Genomic DNA, 1635 nt, shown 5'->3' on the forward strand with positions numbered 1-1635 from the left:
CGTACAAATCAAATAATTCTTGTTCTACTGAATCGGCAGACCAGAACCACATAAGAAAAAGAAAACTCCTGCTGGGTGGCTAAATAAAATTTAGCATTTAGTGTGGGAAGTGTTGATGTGAAGACAAGTAGCGATCGCTAATCAAACACCAGGGCTTGTAGAACAGGGAAATTCAGCTTCCTTGCCGGAAGAAAACTCAGTTTCTTGTGATGAAGTCAAAGCAGTTCATGAAGGCGAAGGTTCCGCCCTGCCCGTGCCACAATCTGAAAAGTGGTCAAATGAGGCGATTGTTGCAAGGGCAAGTGTGCGACCTGAGCGGATGCAGAAACTCAAAGTTGCGGCGAATTCGGGGCAGAATCCGGGGTTTGAGTATTTGCAGGAGTGTTGGGATGATCCGGCGTTGCAGATTGTGATCAAGAAGCTTTTGGTGAAGTTTCCGCAGTGGGGGGTTGCGATTGTGGATGGGGTGTTGGTTGATTGGAAAGATTAACAATGCCTAACGCCTTTTTCTTTCCGATACCTCTTAACGTTTGCACCTTTTTTGCGACAATTTTTATACAAAGTTGCACAAAAAAATAAGTAAATCAAAGCTGAGGAAGATTAAGAATCATTATTCATATACTCCCCCGTCCCTCCATTTTTAAATGCTATTTCAGAATGCAACTTAGTATAAGGAGAGCATCAATCAGACGTAATGCCTGAAGTTGCAAGAGCAGAGCAAAGTAAGCGATCAATTTCTGCTATATCAGGATCAAGAATTTGCTCGTTCATATCTAATTGAGCAAAGTTTCCAGATTGACTACTTGCCAATGTTTGTTCTTGTATTGTGCGTAACTGGTGTAAACGATTAATTAGTGAAGAACAGCGGTAAACCATAGCGGAGCGACTATCTACTTTTAACTTAATAAAAATCCGGCGTAGGTGAGCAGAAACAGTCCACTCGCTGATTTGAAGTTGGCTAGCAACTCTTTTATTAGATGAACCTAAACCAACCAGAGCAGCGATTTGCAACTCTCGTCCTGTTAAAATACTAATTAAGCTAGGATCTATAACCTCTGGTGTGTTCTGAGTTTTTACAATTGCATAGTAATTTCCATCAGCTTCAAAATGCCCAACTACAGAAAATGAAATAGTGTCAATAATAACCTCTGAAGTAAACTGTTGGCTATTTTCTGTAGGCGATTCAACTGCAACAATAAGAAAACCAGAGTTTTTTATGAAAAACTTACTAATGACATAGGAATCTGAAAGTAAGTCTCCAGCAAAAATACTAGAAGTTTGATCAACGTGTCTTTGCATGATTTTCTTAACTCTAAATTTAGGTATTAAGGGCTTGAGGCTGATATGTACCTAACAGGCTGAATGGTCTATAGCCGAGAAGATATGCAGAAACTTTTGTGATCAGGAACTTAATGTTTTTGGAATCTAGATGACGTGTAAAAAAAACCGTTTTAAAGCTTTTCTAACCCCTGATGTTTTTATGATTTATGCTTATTACTGCTATTTTCAGGTTAATCCAGCACATTTTTGGTTCTTATGCACAGTCTTAAAGATATACAGAAGAATCCAAAAGCGTGAGCTAAAAACATAAAAACTGCGATAACACAAATCTATTAATAGTCAGGCTGTCTAAAA

At 38.8% G+C, this 1635-nt stretch carries 2 protein-coding genes; one reads left to right on the plus strand and one right to left on the minus strand.

Features of this window, described 5'->3' with window-relative positions:
• Positions 1 to 181: 181 nt before the first annotated feature.
• Entirely contained in the window at positions 182 to 490 is a 309-nt protein-coding gene (locus tag ACWATR_RS39875; protein ID WP_460345871.1) for a hypothetical protein, read from the plus strand.
• A gap of 191 nt (positions 491 to 681) precedes the next feature.
• Here ACWATR_RS39875 and ACWATR_RS39880 read toward each other — a convergent pair whose 3' ends face one another.
• Complete coding sequence (locus ACWATR_RS39880; RefSeq protein WP_460345874.1) at positions 682 to 1299, minus strand: response regulator transcription factor; 618 nt, start codon at positions 1297 to 1299, stop codon at positions 682 to 684.
• Positions 1300 to 1635 lie beyond the last annotated feature (336 nt).

The sequence above is a fragment of the Nostoc sp. UIC 10890 genome, from assembly GCF_054786515.1.

Excerpts from the sequence above, each read along its gene's own strand:
- ACWATR_RS39880 (WP_460345874.1), bottom strand. The coding sequence starts at position 1,299 with ATGCAAAGACACGTTGATCAAACTTCTAGTATTTTTGCTGGAGACTTA.